This window comes from Exiguobacterium sp. s143 (assembly GCF_018618895.1).
Taxonomy (GTDB): Bacteria; Bacillota; Bacilli; order Exiguobacteriales; family Exiguobacteriaceae; genus Exiguobacterium_A; species Exiguobacterium_A abrahamii.
Window position 1 is genome coordinate 1,056,493 of record NZ_JACSMX010000001.1, and the last position, 19,284, is coordinate 1,075,776.

17 protein-coding genes and 1 riboswitch are annotated in these 19,284 nt (G+C 46.5%); of the genes, 3 read left to right on the forward strand and 14 right to left on the reverse strand.

What is annotated here, in order from left to right:
• Positions 1 to 2: 2 nt before the first annotated feature.
• Positions 3 to 1,037 carry a peptidoglycan bridge formation glycyltransferase FemA/FemB family protein gene (locus tag KNQ03_RS05665; protein ID WP_149427740.1) on the reverse strand — a complete coding sequence of 345 codons (1,035 nt, stop codon included), beginning with the start codon at positions 1,035 to 1,037 and terminating at the stop codon, positions 3 to 5.
• 183 nt (positions 1,038 to 1,220) lie between these two features.
• Positions 1,221 to 2,399 carry an MDR family MFS transporter gene (locus KNQ03_RS05670; protein WP_214723828.1) on the reverse strand — a complete coding sequence of 393 codons (1,179 nt, stop codon included), beginning with the start codon at positions 2,397 to 2,399 and terminating at the stop codon, positions 1,221 to 1,223.
• Positions 2,400 to 2,552: 153 nt separating this feature from the next.
• On the opposite strand from KNQ03_RS05670, the gene mnmM reads away from it, so the two are divergent.
• Positions 2,553 to 3,152, forward strand: coding sequence for a tRNA 5-(aminomethyl)-2-thiouridylate-methyltransferase MnmM (gene mnmM / locus KNQ03_RS05675; RefSeq protein ID WP_255343803.1), 600 nt, complete (start codon positions 2,553 to 2,555; stop codon positions 3,150 to 3,152).
• A 50-nt stretch (positions 3,153 to 3,202) separates the two neighbouring features.
• Here mnmM and KNQ03_RS05680 read toward each other — a convergent pair whose 3' ends face one another.
• From KNQ03_RS05680 to metK, 3 genes are all read right to left on the reverse strand, one after another.
• Positions 3,203 to 3,907 (reverse strand): serine aminopeptidase domain-containing protein, encoded by a 705-nt coding sequence (locus KNQ03_RS05680; RefSeq protein WP_035396459.1) that lies wholly within the window; start codon positions 3,905 to 3,907, stop codon positions 3,203 to 3,205.
• Between the two features lie 78 nt (positions 3,908 to 3,985).
• The gene (locus tag KNQ03_RS05685) at positions 3,986 to 4,474 is read right to left on the reverse strand and encodes a GNAT family N-acetyltransferase (protein ID WP_023469107.1); all 489 of its coding nucleotides are present in this window, start codon (positions 4,472 to 4,474) and stop codon (positions 3,986 to 3,988) included.
• A gap of 137 nt (positions 4,475 to 4,611) precedes the next feature.
• Positions 4,612 to 5,820: a methionine adenosyltransferase gene (gene metK, locus KNQ03_RS05690; protein ID WP_023469108.1), complete on the reverse strand. Its 1,209-nt coding sequence runs from the start codon at positions 5,818 to 5,820 to the stop codon at positions 4,612 to 4,614.
• Positions 5,821 to 5,948: 128 nt separating this feature from the next.
• A riboswitch (SAM riboswitch) is annotated at positions 5,949 to 6,075 on the reverse strand.
• Positions 6,076 to 6,309: 234 nt separating this feature from the next.
• Here metK and pckA point away from each other — a divergent pair.
• Positions 6,310 to 7,878, forward strand: coding sequence for a phosphoenolpyruvate carboxykinase (ATP) (gene pckA / locus KNQ03_RS05695; protein ID WP_195864591.1), 1,569 nt, complete (start codon positions 6,310 to 6,312; stop codon positions 7,876 to 7,878).
• A gap of 24 nt (positions 7,879 to 7,902) precedes the next feature.
• Here pckA and KNQ03_RS05700 read toward each other — a convergent pair whose 3' ends face one another.
• The 9 genes from KNQ03_RS05700 to KNQ03_RS05740 form a co-directional block, all read right to left on the reverse strand.
• Complete coding sequence (locus KNQ03_RS05700; protein WP_214723830.1) at positions 7,903 to 9,156, reverse strand: EAL and HDOD domain-containing protein; 1,254 nt, start codon at positions 9,154 to 9,156, stop codon at positions 7,903 to 7,905.
• Between the two features lie 174 nt (positions 9,157 to 9,330).
• Positions 9,331 to 10,086, reverse strand: a complete 756-nt coding sequence (locus KNQ03_RS05705; protein WP_149427743.1) for an alpha/beta hydrolase family protein — start codon at positions 10,084 to 10,086, stop codon at positions 9,331 to 9,333.
• Positions 10,058 to 10,531 (reverse strand): RNA deprotection pyrophosphohydrolase, encoded by a 474-nt coding sequence (gene ytkD, locus KNQ03_RS05710; RefSeq protein WP_047393467.1) that lies wholly within the window; start codon positions 10,529 to 10,531, stop codon positions 10,058 to 10,060. Before ytkD ends, KNQ03_RS05705 begins: the two co-directional genes overlap by 29 nt.
• 172 nt (positions 10,532 to 10,703) lie before the next feature.
• Positions 10,704 to 12,053 carry a glucose-6-phosphate isomerase gene (locus KNQ03_RS05715; protein WP_214723832.1) on the reverse strand — a complete coding sequence of 450 codons (1,350 nt, stop codon included), beginning with the start codon at positions 12,051 to 12,053 and terminating at the stop codon, positions 10,704 to 10,706.
• A 113-nt stretch (positions 12,054 to 12,166) separates the two neighbouring features.
• A complete protein-coding gene (locus tag KNQ03_RS05720; protein WP_050678634.1) occupies positions 12,167 to 13,333 on the reverse strand; it encodes an iron-containing alcohol dehydrogenase in 1,167 nt (388 codons plus the stop codon).
• A gap of 137 nt (positions 13,334 to 13,470) precedes the next feature.
• The gene (yugI, locus tag KNQ03_RS05725) at positions 13,471 to 13,863 is read right to left on the reverse strand and encodes a S1 domain-containing post-transcriptional regulator GSP13 (protein ID WP_012371159.1); all 393 of its coding nucleotides are present in this window, start codon (positions 13,861 to 13,863) and stop codon (positions 13,471 to 13,473) included.
• Positions 13,864 to 14,777: 914 nt separating this feature from the next.
• Positions 14,778 to 15,821: a ribonucleotide-diphosphate reductase subunit beta gene (locus tag KNQ03_RS05730; RefSeq protein WP_035406099.1), complete on the reverse strand. Its 1,044-nt coding sequence runs from the start codon at positions 15,819 to 15,821 to the stop codon at positions 14,778 to 14,780.
• On the reverse strand, positions 15,790 to 16,278 hold the full coding sequence (locus KNQ03_RS05735) for a flavodoxin domain-containing protein (RefSeq protein WP_023469116.1): 489 nt from the start codon (positions 16,276 to 16,278) through the stop codon (positions 15,790 to 15,792). Before KNQ03_RS05735 ends, KNQ03_RS05730 begins: the two co-directional genes overlap by 32 nt.
• An 18-nt stretch (positions 16,279 to 16,296) precedes the next feature.
• Complete coding sequence (locus KNQ03_RS05740; RefSeq protein WP_023469117.1) at positions 16,297 to 18,564, reverse strand: ribonucleoside-diphosphate reductase subunit alpha; 2,268 nt, start codon at positions 18,562 to 18,564, stop codon at positions 16,297 to 16,299.
• Between the two features lie 456 nt (positions 18,565 to 19,020).
• On the opposite strand from KNQ03_RS05740, the gene KNQ03_RS05745 reads away from it, so the two are divergent.
• The gene (locus KNQ03_RS05745; protein ID WP_023469118.1) at positions 19,021 to 19,260 is read left to right on the forward strand and encodes a NifU N-terminal domain-containing protein; all 240 of its coding nucleotides are present in this window, start codon (positions 19,021 to 19,023) and stop codon (positions 19,258 to 19,260) included.
• Positions 19,261 to 19,284 lie beyond the last annotated feature (24 nt).

Below are 19,284 nucleotides of genomic sequence, written 5' to 3' on the forward strand. Positions count from 1 at the left end.
GTTTAACTTGTCGCCATTTGGACACTGGTTTGTCGGTAAGCCGGAAAATAATCCGAATCAGCATCTGACCCGTATCGTACACATAACTGATCGTATATGGCTGGTTGGAGGATCGATTTTCCTTGATGATACTCAAATAAACGATACCCGGTGTAACGGCATTTACTCTCAAAGAGACTATCCCGTTCTTGATATCCACCCCCGAGATGTTGTTCGACGAGACCGCGTGCTTTCGCCTGAAGAATCGCTTCGTACTCGAGTCGCTGATTCGGGAACATCTTCGCTTCGTCCCGCTTACAACCAATCAAATGACCGTGGGCATATTCTTTTCCAAGCAATACGAAGTATCCACCAACAGGTTCTCCGTCGATTTCCGCAATCAGTAACAATGGCTCACAGAGTGGATTTGCTTCAAATAATTGCTCAAAATAACTCGCCGTAAAATAGTAATGAGCCGAAGCATTCTTCCGGTCCATCGTTTCATGATACAACGCTACAAAAACAGGTAGGTCGTCTCGTGTTCCTGTTCTAACGGTTAAAGGAGAGGCAAGCGATTTGCGAATCATACTTCTCGTCTTCTTATGAAATGTCTGCATGATGTCTTCTATTGAAGGGCGTAAATCGATACTCGTCGTATGACGGATGAAGGAGACTTTCGTCCAATCCCGCATGAAGCGTTCATTACCCGTCAATGGATTAAAGCGAATCATTTCCGAGACAATCGCTTCTCGCTTTGCCCACCTTTCAAACAATAGACGTGCATGCTGCATTTCAGTCGCAGTCAGTTGACCGATGATTTCCGGTCCACCATAGCCATACGGCGTGATGAGATCTGAATAAGGCGTATCAAAAATTCGGCGCTTCAAAAAGGGATAGAACAGTGTTCCTGCATCACCTTCATAACGGAATAGCACCGCTTGCTCAGACGGTCTAGCGTTGAGCGTGACATATTGGTGACTGTAGAAGATATCAAGAGGTTGTTGCTGTACGTGTGTCGTCCAAGTTGCGGCATCTGTGATGAATTGACACCTTTCCATTCGTGCACCTCCAGTCAAAAAGAAGCAACGTTCATATGACCTTTCTTTTTCAAGTTCTTGATTAGAAAGTACCCGTTTCTTTGCCGAAATATTCCATATTATTAAATGTTTATTTTATGATTTTCGAACGAATGACGTAACAAAAGACAGCGGTCATAATGTCCGCTGTCTTACAGATGATGCTCATGATGTGATTTTTGGAATAGCACGAAGGAAGACGACGCCCGCTAGCAGAATCAATCCAATTAATGTCAAGAAGACCGCTGACATACCTGATACATCGTAGATCAACCCTCCAACGGTCGGACTGATCATCCGCCCCGCTGAAGCAGCAATATTGACGTACCCTTGGAATTCTCCTTCTTTTCCGATCGGCGCGAGTCTCGCTGCCATAGCAGGAACTGCTGGCCAGATGAACATCTCACCAATCGTCAGGATGATCATCGCGACGAGGAACATCTTGAAGCCGCCTGCGAACGGAACGATCAGATAAGACAAGAGGAAGATTCCTGTACCGGTCATCAATTGTCGCTTTAAGTCATCTCCAAACCAACGAAGAATTGGTGTTAGTAAAGGTTGTGCGAACACGATGAGTGCTCCGTTGATCGTCCAAAGAATCGAGTACTCGGAAATCGTGACACCGAGCGATTTCGTGTGTACGGCAAAGGTTCCTTGCCATTGCACATAAACGAACCAAAGTAAGGCATAACCAATCGAGACGAGCAACATCGTCCGTGCCGCACCGCGTGCAAGGGGTGTGCGTGTCGTTTCGATCTCGTCATGCGCCGCATGCATCCGCGCCGGTGCCTGAATCCAGGACAAACCAACGAACAAAATGATGGCAAAGGCGATGTAGAGGACGAGATTGGCGATGAAGATGTACTGAATCGAAAAGGCAGCGATTTGACCACTGACTGCTGTCCCGAGCGCTACACCGACGTTTTGTGCGACATAGATCGCATTAAAGGCACGGCGCCCACCTTCCGGCCAGATGACACCCGTCATCGCGTAGATCGTCGGAAAAACCATCCCACCGACGAATCCAATCAATCCAAGCATCGCGACGTATCCGAGGTACGTCTGATGAAACAGCAACAAGCCGACGGAAGACAGGACAAGTCCGATGACACTGATGACAAGCGTCTTCTTGCCACCGAGATGGTCAAACGCTTTTCCACCTAAGTAGTTTCCGACGATTGCTAAGGCCGAGTTGACGAACAACGCCATCCCTGCTTTTGTCATCGACTCTCCTAAATATTCATGAATATATAATGTATTAAACGGCCATAAAAAAGAGGATCCCGTCGTATTGATGGCCATCGCAAGGACGAGGATCCAGACCGCTTTTGGTAATTTTGGCATACATGTGGTCCTCCTATTTCATTCTCAACCTTGCCACTTTACGCAATCCGTCCCCTAACTGTCAAGCCACTTCGCTTTTCGTCAACGAATCAAAAAATGATATAATGCAGAAAGAATCTTGCACATACTGAACCATTACTAGAAAAACAGACCATAGGAACAGGAGTCTATGCCATGTCACTTGCCCGTGTACTACCTTATACGAAACAATTACTCGAGTCCGTTATCGAACCCGGAGACTGCGTCGTCGATATGACTGCCGGAAATGGACATGATACACAGTTTTTAGCAGAACGCGTCGGTCCAGAAGGTCGAGTCCTTGCGTTCGACGTCCAGGCACAAGCCATCGAGGAATCGACGCGACGTCTCGACGAAGCCGGAATGTTAGCACGCGTCGACCTTTATCATGAAAGCCACATCCATGTCGGTGCCCGTCTTTCGGACGAACAACGTCCTGTCCGCGCCGGTGTCTTCAATCTCGGCTACCTGCCTGGAAGCGACAAATCAATCACGACGACAGGAGAAGAGACGCTCGAAGCACTCGATGCCCTCCTCCCGGTCCTCGCTCCCGGCGGTCTTGTCGTCCTCGTCGTCTATCACGGTCACCTGGAAGGAAAACGTGAACGCGACGCTGTCCTCGATTACGTCACAGCCCTTGATCAGCAAGATTATGCCGTTCTCCAGTACCGTTTCTTGAATCAACAAAATCATCCCCCGTTCATCATCGCGATCGAGAAAAAAGTACGCGGATGATGGGACACAAAAAAGTGATGCCCTTTTTTAGAGGCATCACTTTTATTATTTCATTCTTCAACAAGCTTAAAGAACAACATTAATTTTTCTGCAAACCGAGTGTTCAACCGTTCGAAACTAAAATGCGGAAAACCGTGTAGACGTTGTAAGTAAATCTGATCGCCACCCATTTTCCGGCATACTTCAAGCGTCAACTTGACGTCTGCGAACTGATCGTCTGGTGCATAAAAACAAGCCAAGTTCACACGCGGCAGTTTTTTTCGTTCCTCGTCATGTACGACGATCTCTTCTTCGATTTCCCGGTACTGTGCATAGGTCAGTTCACCGATGCGAACGGTATCTTCCGTACTTTGACCAAACGGCAACGTACCGAGTGGCGCATCGGGCCGGAAACGATCAAATGCACTCGCGAAGACTTGTTTGACGCCTCCGAGTTGTTTCGAAGGATGCCAATCAAATAACGGTGAAATGAACGCAAGGCTTGCGACCGGTAATTCATATTCTTGCAACAGACGATTGACGACGAGTGCGCCCATGCTACAGGCGACGATATGAATCGGTAGCTTGCGTTTCCCGGCTTCACGTAATGCTTCTTTTAACAGTTGACCATGCTCTTCAAACGAGATGCGACGTGGTGCGTCGACAAGTAATACTTCATACTCTCGTTCGAGTACCCGAATCAAGGCTTCACTCGGACGGGCACGCAGTTGTAACGGATAAACTAATACGATGATTCCTGTTGGTTGTTCAACCACAAACTCACCTCTTCACTTCATACTTCCTTTTTACGATACCTTATTTCAAACGCACACGAAACCGTCCCAAGACGGATTTCATGAGGCGACATGGCGAAGACGAATGACAGATTCTACTTGCCCAAAGACTTCTTCCGTCATCTCACTGAGTTCTTCAAAACCGAATGAGGTTAAGAACTGACGTGCTTTATAGTTACGTGCCTCCACGTATACTTCGAGTGGGACGGCTCCTTGTCGTTCGAGTTCACGGATCAGCCGTCGTCCGATTCCGTTTTGCTGATATTTCGGCAAGACGTACAGACGAATGATCTCCCACGTTCCCTCAACATCAACAGCATGAATGAAACCGACGATTTCCTCATCGATGATTCCGACATAAAAATACTCTCCCCGTGCTTCTTCCGCCGTCCGGATCGCACGAACGACTTCTTCTTGCGGATACGCCTCCTGCACGAAATGCGCTTTCGAACGTTCGGAATAGATTTCTGCATACGTATCCAACCAAGATGTGACGGCAATGTCATGAATACGTCCTGCATCAGCTGGAATAGCTTCGCGTATTTCCATAATCGGAACCCCCCTTTGTATTCATACGAATCGACTCATGTACTTTTACCCTCTTCTAGAAAAAACATTCGTTTCCTGCAAAGTTCCACGGAAACAAAAAAGTCCGAAAACCCGCGTAGGGTTTTCGGACTTTTTGATTATGCGAAACGTTTTGCTTGTTCTTCAAGAACTGCTGCTTTATCTGTTTGCTCCCATGGAAGCTCAACATCTGTACGACCGAAGTGACCGTATGCAGCTGTTTGACGATAGATCGGACGACGGAGATCAAGCATGTTGATGATTCCAGCCGGACGAAGATCGAAGTTTTCAGCAACCAATTCGACGAGTTGCGCTTCAGGAAGTTTTCCTGTACCGAATGTATCAACCGCGATTGATACTGGGTGCGCGACACCGATTGCGTACGCGAGTTGAACTTCTGCTTTGTCTGCAAGACCTGCAGCAACGAGGTTCTTCGCGACGTAACGTGCTGCGTATGCAGCTGAACGGTCGACTTTTGTTGGATCTTTACCTGAGAATGCTCCACCGCCGTGGCGTGCGTATCCACCATACGTATCAACGATGATCTTACGACCAGTTAATCCAGCATCTCCTTGTGGTCCGCCAATGACGAAACGACCAGTTGGGTTGATGAAGAATTTCGTTGCTGCGTCGATGTATTCAGCCGGGATAACCGGTGTGATGACGTGTTCTTTCAAGTCAGCTTGGATTTGCTCAAGCGTGACTTCTTCTGCATGTTGTGTCGAGATGACGATCGTATCGACACGAACTGGCTCGTTGTTCTCGTTGTATTCGACCGTGACTTGTGTTTTTCCGTCTGGACGAAGGTAGTCGAGTTGACCGTTTTTACGCACTTCTGCCAAACGGCGTGCGAGACGGTGTGAGAGCGAGATTGGAAGTGGCATGAGTTCTGGTGTTTCTTTCGTTGCATAACCGAACATGAGACCTTGGTCTCCTGCACCGATTGCATCGATTTCTGCATCAGACATGCTACCTTCACGTGCTTCAAGCGCTTGGTCGACACCAAGAGCGATGTCTGCTGATTGCTCATCGATTGATGTCAATACAGCACACGTGTCAGCGTCGAAACCGTATTTCGCGCGTGTATAACCGATTTCACGAATCGTTTCACGAACGACTTTTGGAATGTCGACGTAAGTCGATGTCGTGATCTCACCTGCAACGAGAACGAGACCTGTTGTAACAGAAGTTTCTGCCGCAACACGCGCGTTTGGATCCGCCGCGAGGATTGCATCAAGAATTGAATCCGAAATTTGGTCACAGATTTTATCTGGATGACCTTCAGTGACTGACTCCGACGTGAATAGTCGGCGATTAAGGTTTGTCATGTATGACCCTCCCAAAAAAGAATTTGACGGTGTACTCATTTCCCCTAGTTGAGTGGGACGGTAAAATGAAAAAAACCTTTCCAAGTCCAAAAAATGGTCAGGGAAAGGTTGTGCGTTCTTCCTTTACCCTCTTATCGTTCGAAGTGTTTACTTCGCTTCAGGAGAGCACCTTTTCCCTCATTAATATGTGAATTAATGTAGGACGGTTGCCGGGTTTCTTCGGGCCTTGTTCCCTCCACCTGCTCAGAATAAGAGTATCCGTTACGAATTACATGATATAAAGTTGTACCTACTCTGTCAAGCAAGGTTTCAAATTCTAGTCGAAACTTTTTGAAAGAGATGTTAAACTGTTAATGCTGAAAGCGTTTCCAGATAAATAGAAATCAGCACCAGAAAATGATTGCTCTCTCTTTAGTATGTCATATATAATAAATGTGTCATACTAAATACAGTGAGCCAAAACCAACGTAGGGGAAAGGTGGGGTCAGGATGCCGATGACGGTCCTGAATATCGAAGAACTACTCAAGAAAGAGCATGTGTTCAAACAACTATCTGTTGCTGAACTTGTCGAACATGCGATTCGAAACGAAGAAGGTGTCCTTGCTGAGAACGGCGCATTATCTGTAGAAACGGGGAAATTTACAGGTCGTTCACCAAAAGATAAGTTCATCGTCCGTGATTCTTCCTGCGAGTCTCACATTGATTGGGGTCATGTCAACCAACCAATGGATGGAGACAAATTTGAACAATTGTTGCAAAAGGTTCTTCGTTACATGAACGAAGCCGATCAGCTCTACTACACAGAAGCTGCTGCTGGAGCAGATACGCACTTCACCCTTCCGGTCCGTGTGCTCACACAATACGCTTGGCATAACCTGTTTGCCAAACAACTTTTTTTACGCGAGTATCCTGAAGTGGCTGCCTTCGAACCGTTCACGGTCGTCTATGCGCCACATTTCAAAGCAGATCCTGCCGTTGACGGAACGAACTCTGAGACGTTCATCGCGATGTCGTTCGAACACCGGATCGTCTTGATCGGTGGAACGGAATACGCGGGAGAAATCAAAAAATCAATCTTTTCCGTCATGAACTATCTCTTGCCACAAGAAAATGTCCTTTCGATGCACTGCTCGGCAAACGTCGGACACGAAGGCGACGTCGCCTTGTTCTTCGGTCTATCCGGTACTGGTAAGACCACCCTCTCAGCAGACGATAGCCGTCAATTGATCGGCGACGATGAGCATGGTTGGTCGCACGACGGTGTCTTCAACATCGAAGGTGGATGTTATGCAAAGACCGTTAACTTATCACGCGAAAAAGAACCGCAAATCTTTGACGCGATCCGTTTCGGAACCGTCCTTGAAAACGTCGTGCTCGACGAAGCCCGTCACCCTGATTACGATGACACATCGTTGACGGAAAATACGCGTGCTGCTTATCCGATCACTGCAATCGATAATATCGCTGTTCCGTCACGTGCTGGTCACCCGAAGACGATCGTCTTCTTGACGGCTGATGCGTACGGTGTCTTGCCTCCGATCAGTAAATTGACGAAAGAACAAGCGATGTATCACTTCCTATCAGGATATACATCAAAACTCGCTGGAACAGAACGTGGGGTCACGGAACCGGAAGCAACGTTCTCAACATGCTTCGGTTCACCATTCCTTCCACTGATGCCTGAAAAATATGCGACGATGCTGGGCGAATTGATTGATCGTCATGGTGTCACTGTTTATCTCGTCAACACAGGCTGGACAGGTGGTGCTTACGGAACAGGTAGCCGCATGAAGCTATCCTATACACGGACGATGGTCAACGCTGCCGTCAACGGTACACTCGCAACGATTCCAACAGAAGAGCACCCGATTTTCGGACTTCATATGCCACTGGAAGTTCCAGGTGTTCCAAGCGAGTTACTCAATCCAGTACGCGTCTGGTCGAATCCGGACGAATACGACACACAAGCGCGGTCGCTTGCTGAGAAATTCCAACATAATTTCCTTCGCTTCGAAAGTGCGACGGATGCGATCAAGTCAGCTGGTCCACGCCTATAAAAAAAGAGCCTTCGGGCTCTTTTTTTATAGGATAGAATCCGTTCTTTCTTGAAGATGTGTTTCTTTTTGTTTAAGCCATTCCTGACTTTCTGCTAGTAGCGCATAGGCTCGTGGAAGTGAGACACCTAAACGTTGACTGAGTAGTTCGAACTGATCAAAATCACAGCGATCTGCACTGATCACAAGCACTAAACAATCCCGGAATGGATGATCTTTTCCTTGTAGGACAACCTTCAAGGAATCTTCGATTGGTAATTGACCAATGATGTCGTCGATATCCACAGACAATAACGCATCAATATGTGACAGCAATCCGATCATGTAGGCACTCTCTGACTTCAACGTGCGTGTTTCTTTTGCAAATAGCTCGCAAAGCTTAGCACAATGTAAAGAAGACCGGAGTAACTCATTTGACCATTCGTAAGGACTAGCAAGCTTCATCTCACGCAAGACGATTAACGAAATCCAGCTTTTGAGTTGCGAGAAGCCAAGTAGTGAAATGGCTTGACGAACAGAGCTGACTGTATTTCGTAATCCCATTCCTGGAGAATTGATCAGTTGCAGTACTTGAATGCTGATATACGGATTTGCTTCAATCTCATCAATGACTTCATCGTATTTTTCATCCGTATCGAGCCATTTTAGCATCTTCAGCAATACCGGCAATTGAGGAGGGACAGCTTTTCCCTTCATCAACATCGGCTTAGCATAAAAATAGCCTTGGAACCAGTCATATCCCATTTCAAGACAACGTGTGTGATCTTCATGTGTCTCGACTCGTTCGGCAAGCATCTTGATATGGGGATAATTACGCCGGACGATATGCAGGATCGCACTTTGCTCGCGAGGAGAAATCGCCTCGATGTCGATTTTAATTAAATCAATTAGCGCGAATAATTCTGTTCCATGTTGACGAAGTAAATCGGTCACAAAATCATCGAGTGCTAGTGTAAAACCTGCTTCTTTCCAACTGTGCAACACAGATAACATCTCTGTATCGATATCAACAGTTTCTAAAATTTCGATAACGAACCGTTTTGGATCTAAATAGTGAATCAGATCACTTTTCAAGAGATCCGCTGTAAAGTTGACGAAAAGTTTTTTACCTTCAGCGACATGCTCTACACCCATATGAACGAGTGTATTCGTTAAAACATCCATTGTCGCTAGATCACCGTCGAATACATTCATTTGTTTGACGGAACGATACAGCAACTCGAATGCATCAACTGCTCCGATTCGGTCAACGATGGGTTGACGTGCTAGTAAGATATCCATCGTCCTCCATCCCCCTCTACATTACTCATATGGTTCTAATTATATCAAAATTTATTTTTCAGGAAGTTTATTGTTTTTTACAACGAATCAATATTCTTTTTTTCCCATTATGTATGTAAGTTCAATTCTTCAGATGACAAAAAAACCGATACGACATTCATCGTACCGGCTAAATCATCGATTATAGATACCAGTCTCAAACCAATTCAACACATTCCGCGTCACACGCAACTTGTCATGAATCGGAAATTGATGGGCATAGGCATAAGTCTGAAGCGTCGTATGCTCAGGATGACGTGCAGCATAAGCGGTTGCGTGTCGTAAACGAACGTTCTCATCGTATGCACCGTGAATCAATAATACTTCACCTTGAGGTTCGACATGGAGCGGCGAGCGAACCGCGTATTCATCAGGAACCGTGTCTGGTGTACCTCCCGTGTATCGCCGCAGCATCTTTTGCATCGTCTTCTGCTCTTCGTACGTCCACGTCAACTCCGTCACCCCTGCCCAGGACACCGTTCGGGCGACTGGACGGTGATGCGCAAGGAGCAACGCCATCTGTCCACCACGTGAAAATCCAAATGCGTGAACATGTGAGACACGTTGCTGCAACCAGTCAAAGGCACTGCAGGCGTCTTCGATATCGTGATGTCCGAAGTCTTCTTTTCCCGTACCGCCTAGATTCCCGCGATAGAAGGGGGCCATGACAAAAAAGCCAGCCTGTGCGAACGCGAGCAGTCGTGTCGGTCGGACCATTCCGATCGAACGCGTTCCACCACGCAAGTAGAGAATTCCCTGACCGTTTGCAACTTGTGGGAGTACGATATAGGCACCGACCCGTTCCCCATCCGCTGTAGTATAGAACATCCGAAACGTCCGAAACGGACCTTGGCGCGGAAGTTCAAACCAATCGGCGTTCGCTAAGTACACGGAGCGTCTCCGGAAGGACACGGTCCTTCATCATGAAGCTGTATTGTCGGTTCGTATCGAGACGATCGGGGAGTTCCTCGAATAGAAAAGCACCATCTGTTTCATCCACGGCAAGATGAGACGACAATGATCCGATTTGCGCGAAATAGATGTTTTTGATGATCGTATCGCCTTTTCCGGCAACACGATATTGTCCGACATATGAGAGGGAATCGATTTTCCCACCCGTCTCTTCCATTACTTCACGACGTGCGGCTTCTTCTGCCGTTTCACCCGGTTCAACCTTTCCACCAGGAAATTCATACCCCCGCTGCTTATGATGGGTCAGCAACCATTTTCCTTCGTACACGGCAATGACCCACACGTGCAAAGGACGATCCGAGAACGGATGGTCATCAAAACTTAACTCCACTTGATTTTGATAATAATCCAAGAATGTAATCACGTACGTGCACCTCATTTCTTCTTCTAACTTCACTTTACCTGTTTCACGGGTATTCTAAAAGTGAAAACGCTAGGATTACCTGTAAATCTGGAAAATGATAGCCTACTATCATCCGGTAAAGACAAAAAAACAGCCGATGTTCCACTAAGGAACAATCGACTGTCGTTTTACATTACTTCAAACGTGCTTCGAGTTCTGCTTTTTCTGCTTCGAATCCTGGTTTCCCAAGAAGAGCGAACATGTTTTTCTTGTACGCTTCGACGCCTGGCTGATCGAATGGGTTCACTCCGAGGAGGTAACCACTCATCGCACAAGCTTTTTCGAAGAAGTAGAACAGGAATCCGAGGTGATACGGTGTCATCTCTGGAAGTTCGACTGTCAAGTTCGGTACTTGTCCGTCCGTGTGTGCAAGCAACGTACCTTCTGCCGCCTTATCGTTGACGAATTGAATTGACTTACCTGCAAGGAAGTTCAATCCATCGAGATCCTGAGCATCTTCTTCAACAGTCAACGCATGACGCGCTTGACCGACTTTGATGACTGTCTCGAACAGGTCACGACGACCTTCTTGGACGTATTGTCCCATCGAGTGGAGATCCGTCGAGAAGTCGACTGCTGCTGGGAAGATTCCTTTGAAGTCTTTTCCTTCTGACTCGCCGTATAATTGTTTCCACCACTCCGATACATAATGAAGTGCTGGTTCGTAGTTGACGAGAAGCTCGATCGTCTTCCCTTTCGCATAGAGCGCATTTCGTACGACCGCGTATTGATACGCTTCGTTGTCAGCTAGGTTTTCGCTCGCATAGCGCTCTTGCGCGTCACGGGCACCTTGCATCAACTCTTCAATTGAAATACCAGCTGCTGCGATTGGTAATAGACCAACCGGTGTCAAAACAGAGAAACGGCCGCCGACATCATCCGGAATGACGAATGTTTCGTATCCTTCAGAGTCTGCGAGTGTTTTTAATGCACCACGCGCTTTATCCGTCGTTGCATAAATCCGGTGTTTTGCTTCTGCTTTACCGTATTTCTCTTCCATGAACGATTTCAAGAGACGGAACGAAATCGCTGGTTCTGTCGTCGTACCCGATTTCGAGATGATGTTGACCGATACATCTTTTCCTTCGAGGACTTCGAATAAATCGTGCAGATACGTCGATGAGATATTATGTCCTGCATAGATGATTTGTGGTGCTTTGCGATCTTCTTTTGATAACAAGTTATGGAATGAGTGTCCGAGCATCTCGATCGCAGCACGCGCTCCGAGATATGAACCGCCGATTCCGACGACTAACAACACATCAGAATCCGACTTGATTTTTTCTGCAGACGCTTGAATGCGTGCAAACTCCGCTTGATCGTAGTTCTTCGGAAGATCTACCCATCCTAAGAAATCACTTCCTGCGCCTGTTCCTGCATGAATCGCATGGTGAAGCGTCTTTACCGTTTCCGCCATATGATCTACTTCATGTTGACCTACGAATTGTAGGGCTTTCGAATAATCAAAACGTACTGTTGACATGCCATCGTCCTCCTTATTCATTCGCAACGAAATGCGACCTTCCTTTTCATTAAAACGCAAGAAGGAAGGTCGTTCAAGTCTTTTGTGAAATGAGTAGCAAATGTTACAGATTGTTATAGGGCAGCTGTCACGATTTGACGAACATCTTCGTTTCCGAGTGATTTGAAGTTTCCGAAGTCGCCGCGTGTCATTGCTGACTTGACGATTGCGTCAACTGTATCTTCTTTGATGTCATAATCAGCGAGACGATTCGGTGCACCGAGTGATGTCCAGAAAGCACTGATTGCATCGATTGTAGCGTGTGCCGCTTCCATCTCTGATTTACCTTCCGTATCAACGTTAAAGACGTTCTCACCGAGTGTCACGAAACGATGTGCATTTGATTCGTCAAGCACGTGGCGCATCCAGTTCGGGAAGAGGATCGCAAGTCCACCTGCGTGCGGGATATCGTGAACAGCTGAGACCGCATGTTCGATGTTGTGTGATGCCCAGTCTCCACGTGCGCCCATTTGAAGGACACCGTTGAGTGCCATCGTACCAGCGAAGAGAATCGTGCCACGAAGTTCAACGTTCTCGAGATCGTTGACGAGTTTTGGTGCTGCTTCGACGACTGCTTTCATGACACCTTCTGTCATCCGTTCTTGGACCGGTGCATGCGCAGGGTGGAAGTATTGCTCGAGGCAGTGGCTCATCATATCGACGATACCGTAGATTGTTTGATCTTTTGGCACACTGACTGTGTACTTCGGATCAAGGATCGAGAATGTTGGGAACGTAAGCGGGCTACCCCAACCGTATTTCTCTTGTGTCTTCCAGTTCGTGATGACGGATCCAGCGTTCATCTCAGAACCTGTTGCTGCAAGCGTCAAGACTGTTCCGAATGGGATGACTGTCTCTGGTGTTGCTTTGCCGATGACGAGATCCCACGCTTCGCCTTCATAAGGAATACCAGCAGCGATCAATTTCGTGCAGTCGATGACAGAACCGCCACCGAGTGCAAGCAATGCGTCAACGCCTGCTTCACGTGCGATTTTGATACCGCGCTCTGCTGTCTCGATACGCGGGTTCGGTTCGACACCGTCGCATTCGACGTACTCGATTCCTGCCGCGTTGAGTTCACGTGTGACATCATCATAGACGCCGTTCCGTTTAATACTGCCGCCACCGAAGACGAGCATGACTTTCTTTGCACCGAGTGCTTCGAGTTGTGGTTTCAGTTGGCTGACTTGTCCGTCACCAAAAATAAGTTTCGTTGGATTGCGATATTCAAAGTTTTCCATCTGTGTTGCCTCCTCAATAAGTAATGAACACCTTACATTATCCACACATTCCCCTTTCGCATCTAATTTAATGCTTATTCTGTGTAAAAATCGCATAAAAAAAAGAGAACCGACCGATGTCGATTCTCTCATGTGGCTTATTTTTGGAAGTTTGATTTTTCAATCCATTCTTCCAATTTACCTTTAAGAACGTTGAATCCAGGTGCTTCTTCTTGTTTGAAAGCAGGACCTGCATCGCGACGTCCAGCGTTTTTGCGTGGACCTTTCGCGCGTGCTTCACGTTTTGGAGCTTCCTGAGTTGCTTTGATCGAAAGCTTCATTTTTTTGTTAGCTTCGTCGATGTCGAGAACTTTAACAGTTACTTCATCGCCAACTTTTACGTAATCGTTGATGTCTTTTACGTAATCGTGTGAGATTTCTGAGATGTGGACGAGACCTTGTGTTTGCTCGTCAAGTGCTACGAAAGCACCGAAGTTTTGAATACCAGTTACTTTACCAGTAACGACTTGGTCTTTTTCAAAGTTTGCCATAATGTATACACTCCCTAACTAAATTCATCAACTTATAATAACACACTTTTCTTGTATCGTAAAAAATATTTTTGGAATTTGTTTATTTTTTATTTCACGAGGGAACATTTTAGTAGCAAGACTTCAAGTATTCCCCCTGATTCTGCCGAACTTTCCGAGTTCGGCCCTTTTTTTGTTCTTTTACTCAATTGACCTAAAAAACAGATACCGAAAAGTGATGTGAGCGACTTTCACAACGCTCTAATAAAAACGGACAGTCTCGGTCTGCTCGCTTTCCGCGGACAAGCCCTCATGCCGCTTCAGATGCGTCGCATCTTCCAGGGTCATGATGACTTGTTTTTCCGCAGGAGTCGAGCAGAACCTCGCCTGTCCTAGCGTAAAGGAAATATAGAGTAGAAGCAATCATAAATTAAGAGGGACATTAATTACTCAAAAATCAAACTGCAATTGACAATGACCGTTCACAAATGAACCTGAACGAAAATGTTCTGCAATCCATTTACCAGAGCGAAAATGTCCACACACCCAGTGTGCATTACGATAATGCGGTGTAATAAGGCACATCCGAAGTCCTCCTTTCCTTTTAGCAAGGAAGGATTACTTTCAGCTTCGAACAAATAAAATTGTTTTACTTGAGACACATATGTAGTATTGTTTGATTAAGTTCTTAACAACACTATTCTTGTTCGAATAGACATTGCAGTGTCTATCCGAACGCAACGTGCAGCTGAGAGTTTATCTTTCCTGCCGTACTAAGCAGTTGCGATTTCGCAGCTGCTTTTTTTGTACACTTTTCCGGACCACCTCCTCTGATATCTGAATTTTCGATTATTTCAACCGTTAGAAAAAGGACTAACTGAATAGTTTCAACAAAACTTTATCAGTTAGTCCTTTCCACGTACCGTTCACTTCACTTACAGATCGTCGAATCCATTCGCATCGGTTACTTTCGCATACGAACGTGATTTTTGTTCGAAGAAGTCCGATTTCGTCGCGTTCATCGAATCATCTGAATACGCACGAATCCATGGCATGACGTCTTCGTCGTGCCCTTCATAGAGATCCGACAAACCGATGACGCGAAGGCGTTTGTTCGCGAGATATTTAACGTAATCACGCATCTCACTGACGTCAAGTCCGTCTAGATCACGTAAAACGTATTCGCTCCACTCGATTTCAAGATCAACGGCACGCTTGAACGTGTCATAGACGAATTGTGTGAATGAGCCATCGGCATCAATTTCCGGATGCTCCGACAAGACAGCACGTAACAATTGGCTGATGAAGTACGAATGTTGCAATTCATCACGTTGAATATAACTGATCATCGTCGATGTTCCGACCATCTTTTGGTGACGCGCTAAGTTATAGAAGAAGGCAAAGCCTGAATAGAAGTTGATTCCTTCAAGAACGATCGAAGCAACGAGCGATTTCGCGAAGTTCTCTGGAGTCCGGTCATTTTGGAAATCTTCGTATAAATCAAGAATGAATGCATTACGCTTCATGACCATGTCATCGTCTTTCGCGATATCAAAAATCCGGTTTTGTTCAGCCAATGGAACTAAGCTGGATAAGACGTAGCTGTACGATTGATTATGCACGACTTCCTGTTGCGCGATGATTGCGAGAATCGCATGAACGGACGAATCCGACGTGAACATTGCCGATTCCAAGATATAACGTGTCTGAACCGAGTCAAGGATCGAGAGTAGCCCGATGATTCGTTTGAATGCATCCTGTTCCCGTTCACTTAATTGATTCCACTGTTGCATGTCCTTCGACATCGAGATCTCATCTGGGATCCAGAAGTTCGATAACAGTTGTTTGTAAATCGAATAAAACTGTGGATACGCAATGTCGTTCCAGTTGACGATGGCACTCGTTTCGCCACCGATGATCGCTGTCGCGCGATTTGGATGACGTGCATCAAGCAGTTTGATTTTTTGTAGCTGTTCCATGTGCTTCGACTCCTTCTTGCTGTAATTGAAGAATGGTCCGTTTCGTCCATTCCTTGACGAGATGTGGGCGATTGCGTGGTGACTGTTCGATTTTTAACAGTTCTCCAGCAAGCGGTACACCGAATTTCGAGAGATGATAGGCCATCTCATCAACGGCGCGACAATATTTGACGAACATCTTGTCCCCTGTTCCAAAAACAGCTGCCTGCGGAATCGCATGCGAACTCTCCTTTAGAACGGTTCTGAGACAATCGCGCATATCGTCGGGTAGTTGCCCATCTCCCCACGTATACGAACCAAAATAGACGATATCATAAGGCATTAACTGATACGTCGTCACTTCATCCGCAAACAACATCGTCGGCTCGATTCCCATCTCAGAACACGTCTTCGCGACGAGTTCTGCCACCTCCTCCGTGTTTCCACTCAATGACGCATATACGATTGCTGCCTTCATGATATCGTCCTCCTTATCTTATGATGAACACGATTCACATTCGTCGATTTCAACCGTCGTCGAACGCGTGTAGTAGATCGTCTTCATCCCGAGTTGCCACGCTTCCATGTGCATCTCGAGTAATTCTTTCGCCTTGACGTTATTTTTCACGTACAGATTGAAACTGATCGCTTGGTCGATGTGACGCTGACGCGAAGCATTTTGACGGATGCTCCATAACTGGTCGATTTCAAACGCTGATTTATAGAACCAGTTCGTTTCCGGCGTTAAATCTGGAACGGTGACTGGAATCTTATAGTTCTTCTTCTCTTCCGAGTAGACTTTTTTGTAGATTGGATCAATCGATGCCGTACTACCCGCAATGATTGCCGTCGATGAGTTCGGTGCGACTGCCATCAAGTATGCGTTACGCATTCCGTACGCCGTGATGTCGGCTTGGAGACGATCCCAATCGAGTTCATCCGTCGTTTTGTAGTGGCGACGTTTGATGTACTCTCCTGTTTGCCATTCTGAACCTTCGAAGAGACGGTACGCGCCTTTCTCTTTCGCAAGTTGCATCGACGCATCGATCGTCAAGTAAGCAATCTTCTCGTAGAGACGGTCTGCGTATTGTACCGCTTCGACCGATTCCCAACGGATGCCTTCGAGCGCGAGCAGATGGTGCCAACCGAACGTCCCAAGACCAACGGCACGGTATTTTTGATTCGTCAATTGTGCTTGCGGGACATCGATCGTATTCAAGTCGATGACGTTATCAAGCATCCGCATTTGAATCGGAATCAATCGCTCGAGGACATCAGAACGAACTGCACGTGCAAGTGCAATCGATGACAAGTTACAGACGACGAAGTCCCCAGGTGTTTTCGTGACGATGATCTTACCGTCTTCCGTGTATTCTTCCGTCACGGTCGTCGGGCTCATGTTCTGCATGATTTCCGAGCACAGGTTTGACGAGTAGATCATCCCTGCATGTTTATTCGGGTTCGCACGGTTAACGGCGTCACGGAAGAACATGTATGGCGTCCCGGTCTCGAGTTGCGAACGCATGTAGCGCTTGACGAGATCGATTGCCGGAACTGTTTTTTTGCTGAGGCGTGGCTCGTTGACACATGCTTCGTATCGTTCAGTGAAGCTGCCACCTTGTTCCGTCTCATCGAAGTAATCCTCGAGGCTAAAGCCCATGACTGTCCGAATTTCGTGTGGGTCAAATAAATGCCAGTCTTCTCGTGCTTCGACGGCACGCATGAAACGGTCCGGTAAGTTGACGCCTGTGAACAAGTCGTGTGTCCGAAGTCGCTCATCCCCGTTGTTGAGCTTCGCGTCCAGGAACTCGAGAATGTCCTTATGCCAGATGTCGAGATACACCGCGATAGATCCTTGGCGCATACCGAGCTGGTCGACGCTGACTGCCGTGTTGTTCAATTGTTTCATCCACGGGATGACACCGCTTGAGACGCCTTTGAAGCCTTTGATGTCTGATCCGCGTGAGCGAATCTTACCCATGTAGACGCCGATTCCGCCGCCACCTTTAGAAAGTGTCGCCACGTCCGTGTTCGAGTCGTAGATGCCACGTAGCGAATCATCGACTGTATCGATGAAACATGAAGAAAGTTGACCGTAAGACTTACCAGCGTTCGAAAGCGTCGGAGTCGCAACTGTCATGTAGAGATTCGACAATGCCCAGTAAGACTCTTTGACGAGTTCTAAACGACGTTCTTTCGGTTCGTTCTGCATCAGTGTCATCGCGATGACCATGAATCGTTCTTGTGGTAGCTCGTACAAGTTTTTGACGTGATCACGTGCGAGGTACCGGTCTGCCAGTGTTCGAAGACCAATGTATGTGAACAAGTGGTCGCGGGATGGATCGATCGTTGCCGACAGTTCGTTGATGTCTTCCTTCGAATACGCATCTAGTAAATGTTTCGTGAAGATGCCGATTTCTGTCAGTTTTTCAATCAGCGTATACAGCGAACCATACCGTTCTTCTGCTGCATATCCGCGATTTTCACCTGCTTCAAGGTATAACCGATTTAAGTAAGTCGCTGTCGCTACGAATGTCCAGTTCGGCTCTTCTGCCTTTAACATATCGAGTGCGTGCATCGTTAACAGTTCATAGACTTGATCGGCTTGTAGGGATTTTCCTTCAAGCGCTCGGATGGCACGTTCAGTATAGCGGTCGATATCAAGTTCCGGATACGTTTCCGTCGCCTGTCGAATCACGACATATACGTCTTCTATTGTCATTGCACCCTTAAAGATGCGTGCTGTATTCAGTGGAGATGCCACTATGAACCACTCCCATTCTCTATCGTTAAACAGGTTCGCATTACACAATGAAATACGCTAAACTAAAAAAAGACGTCCTACATATAGAAAGGACTCTACAAGTATCACTCTATATATAGACGTTTTAGCCGTTTTTAAACCTGTTAATGTACAAGATATAGGTTATCACTGAAATTCAAAAAAATAACCCCTTGCTTTGAAATTCAGGTCAAACAATTTGAAAAAGGCATCATGACGCCTTTTGAGATATATTGAGATAGCGAGTAAAATGCATTATAAGGTCAAGTGAACCGTTAAAATAAAGATGGTCCATTTCTCCTACTAGAAGAAAAATATTCTCTTCGAATTTTCTGATATACTGAACGTATCGATCTTCCGTCTATCAGGAAGAAGGATTCAATCCATCTATCACGAAAAGACGGCATATACGTATGTACGTTGAAAGGAGCTTACCTCATGCAAGTCGATTACACACCAAATCCGAATTCCGTCAAAATCACGCTCGAAGAACAGCGCTTCGGTGCTAAAAGTACGAGTGTCAAAAAAGAAGATACACCTGAAGATGCGTTGCTCGCATCATTGATCGCCCTCGATGGCATCGACAATCTGTTCGCTTACGGCGACTTCGTGACGGTTACGAAAGAACCAGAAGCAGAATGGAACGAACTGCTACCACGCATTGAAGCAAACATGTAAAAAACAAGAAGACACCTGTTCCTG

What these genes read in the sequence shown, in the direction of transcription:
- yugI (WP_012371159.1), bottom strand. Translation starts at nt 13,863, where the DNA reads ATGGCAAACTTTGAAAAAGACCAAGTCGTTACTGGTAAAGTAACTGGT.
- KNQ03_RS05720 (WP_050678634.1), bottom strand. Translation starts at nt 13,333, where the DNA reads ATGGAAAACTTTGAATATCGCAATCCAACGAAACTTATTTTTGGTGAC.
- KNQ03_RS05700 (WP_214723830.1), bottom strand. Translation starts at nt 9,156, where the DNA reads ATGGATATCTTACTAGCACGTCAACCCATCGTTGACCGAATCGGAGCA.
- KNQ03_RS05745 (WP_023469118.1), top strand. Translation starts at nt 19,021, where the DNA reads ATGCAAGTCGATTACACACCAAATCCGAATTCCGTCAAAATCACGCTC.
- KNQ03_RS05685 (WP_023469107.1), bottom strand. Translation starts at nt 4,474, where the DNA reads ATGGAAATACGCGAAGCTATTCCAGCTGATGCAGGACGTATTCATGAC.
- KNQ03_RS05735 (WP_023469116.1), bottom strand. Translation starts at nt 16,278, where the DNA reads ATGAAGGCAGCAATCGTATATGCGTCATTGAGTGGAAACACGGAGGAG.
- metK (WP_023469108.1), bottom strand. Translation starts at nt 5,820, where the DNA reads ATGACAAACCTTAATCGCCGACTATTCACGTCGGAGTCAGTCACTGAA.
- KNQ03_RS05730 (WP_035406099.1), bottom strand. Translation starts at nt 15,821, where the DNA reads ATGGAACAGCTACAAAAAATCAAACTGCTTGATGCACGTCATCCAAAT.
- KNQ03_RS05715 (WP_214723832.1), bottom strand. Translation starts at nt 12,053, where the DNA reads ATGTCAACAGTACGTTTTGATTATTCGAAAGCCCTACAATTCGTAGGT.
- KNQ03_RS05665 (WP_149427740.1), bottom strand. Translation starts at nt 1,037, where the DNA reads ATGGAAAGGTGTCAATTCATCACAGATGCCGCAACTTGGACGACACAC.
- KNQ03_RS05670 (WP_214723828.1), bottom strand. Translation starts at nt 2,399, where the DNA reads ATGCCAAAATTACCAAAAGCGGTCTGGATCCTCGTCCTTGCGATGGCC.
- pckA (WP_195864591.1), top strand. Translation starts at nt 6,310, where the DNA reads ATGCCGATGACGGTCCTGAATATCGAAGAACTACTCAAGAAAGAGCAT.